General features: G+C 69.2%; 2 protein-coding genes. Both read left to right on the top strand.

The annotated features are described in order from the left end of the window. Nucleotides 1-830, top strand: an 830-nt coding sequence (locus MCAG_RS01620; protein WP_036371898.1) for a hypothetical protein, incomplete at its 5' end; no start/stop codon positions are given. Nucleotides 831-1,344: 514 nt separating this feature from the next. Next, a partial coding sequence (locus tag MCAG_RS01615; RefSeq protein WP_198141467.1) for a glycosyltransferase occupies nucleotides 1,345-1,916 on the top strand: 572 nt, incomplete at its 3' end.

The following is a 1,916-nucleotide window of genomic DNA, read 5'->3' as shown; positions in this document are numbered from 1 at the left end:
CCAACTACGTGCCGGCGCGGGGCCTGTACTCGATCGAGGAATCGGTGGTGCGCGCCCAGGTCGCGGACATGCGGTACGGCGGGATCACGGTGGGCATCGCGTCGTGGTTCGGCCGGGACACCGTGACGAACCGGCGGTGGCCGGCGATGGTCCGGGCAGCTCAGGGCACCGGGTTCGCTTGGGCGCCCTACTACGAGCCGGAGGGGACGTCCGATCCGACGCCCGAGCGCATCGCCGACGACCTGCACTACCTTCGGGCCACGTACGGCGGGCAGGGCTCCGCGCTCGCTGTGCTGCCCGACCGTGGCATGCCCGTGTTCGTGTACAACGCCGGGGATCTGACGACCGCCCGGGGGTGCGCCACGGTGGACCGCTGGAACCAGGCCCAGGCGCTGCTCCAGCGGCGATTCGGCGAAACCGTCCACCTCAACCTGAAGGTCTTCCCCGGCTACGCGGGCTGCGCCGGGACGCCGCAGGTGGCGGGGTGGCACCAGTACGGACCGGCCCGGGCGGAGCACGACTTCAGCAACGCCCCTGGTGAGGGGTCGTACAACATCTCGCCGGGGTTCTGGAAGGCCGGGCTGCCGTACGGTCAGGGGACGTTCCTGTCGCGCGACCGGGCGCGCTGGCGGGCCGGACTGGCCCGGATGAACGCCTCTGGGGCACCGTGGCAGTTGATCACGAGCTACAACGAGTGGGGCGAGGGAACCTCGATCGAGAGTTCCCAGGGGTGCCGCAATCCTGTCCCGGCGGGAGTGTGGTGCGACTGGAGCGGCGGGGGCCGGTCCGACTTCATCACCGATCTGCATGACCAGCTACCGCCGTCCTAGGGTGGCGGGTACGTCGGCGTGTTGCGGCTGACCCCCGAGCCGGCCGGACCCGAACGGCGGCTTGCTCTGGGCGCCTGACCGGTTCTTCACCTTTTTCGGCGCCGAAGCTCAAGACTGAATCGTGCCGCCGCGGCGCCGAACGGGAATCAATTTCCCGTTCGGCGCCGCGGCATTTTCTGTGGAAGTTGCGGGGGCGTGATGCGGCGGAGACTGTGCTGGAGAAGCGAGTGAATCCCCCCGTTCACCTGCGCGGACGGCCTCATTTTCGCTAACCGGATACCTCTGTTCGCAAAATGGCTATGTCAGTTTGTCGACTATTCAGACGTTGGACCTTTGGCGGCCATCCCCCATAACCTCACCCGTACCCGAGCGAACCATTGCTGTCGGCGGAATCTGCCGGCACTGATCTGCGTACATGAACAAATTTCCCCGTATTCAATTCATCTGCCAGTTCCACCGTTAACTGTGAATGGCTCGCGGGCTGCTCGGGTACCGGAGCCTGGAGAGGTTTCCCATGATCGGACACGGGCCGGACGCCCGCGAGCGGCAAGCCGTCGAGGACGACGCCGGACCGCGGCCACGTGAGCTGCGCGCGCCGGAGGATTCGCGGCCACCCCGGCTGACCGTCATCGTGCCGACCCGCAACGAGGCGGAGAACATCCCCGTGCTGATGGGGCGCCTCGCCCCGCTACTGGTGCCCCTGCAGGCGGAGCTGCTGTTCGTCGACGACAGCAACGACGGCACCGACGGGGTGATCGCCGCGTTGTCCGCCGACGCCCCCGTGCCCGTGCGGATGCTGCACCGGCCGCCGGAGGCGCGGGCCGGCGGCCTGGGCGGGGCGGTCCTGCTCGGTGCCCGGCACTGCCGCGGCGAGTGGGTGCTCGTCATGGACGCGGACCTGCAACACCCGCCGGAGTCGGCCGCGACGCTCGCGGCGGTCGCCATGCGGCACGACGTGGACGTTGTGATCGGCACCCGGTACGCAGGCAAGGGCTCCAACGCCGGCCTGGACGGCCCGCTGCGGGAGGTCACCTCCTCCGGAGCCACCCGGCTGGTGAAGGCAATGTTTCCGCGCCGGCTGGCCAC

Origin of the sequence: Micromonospora sp. ATCC 39149 (assembly GCF_000158815.1) — a bacterium.
Taxonomy (GTDB): domain Bacteria; phylum Actinomycetota; class Actinomycetes; order Mycobacteriales; family Micromonosporaceae; genus Micromonospora.
This window is presented reverse-complemented; position numbering and strand designations above follow the sequence as displayed.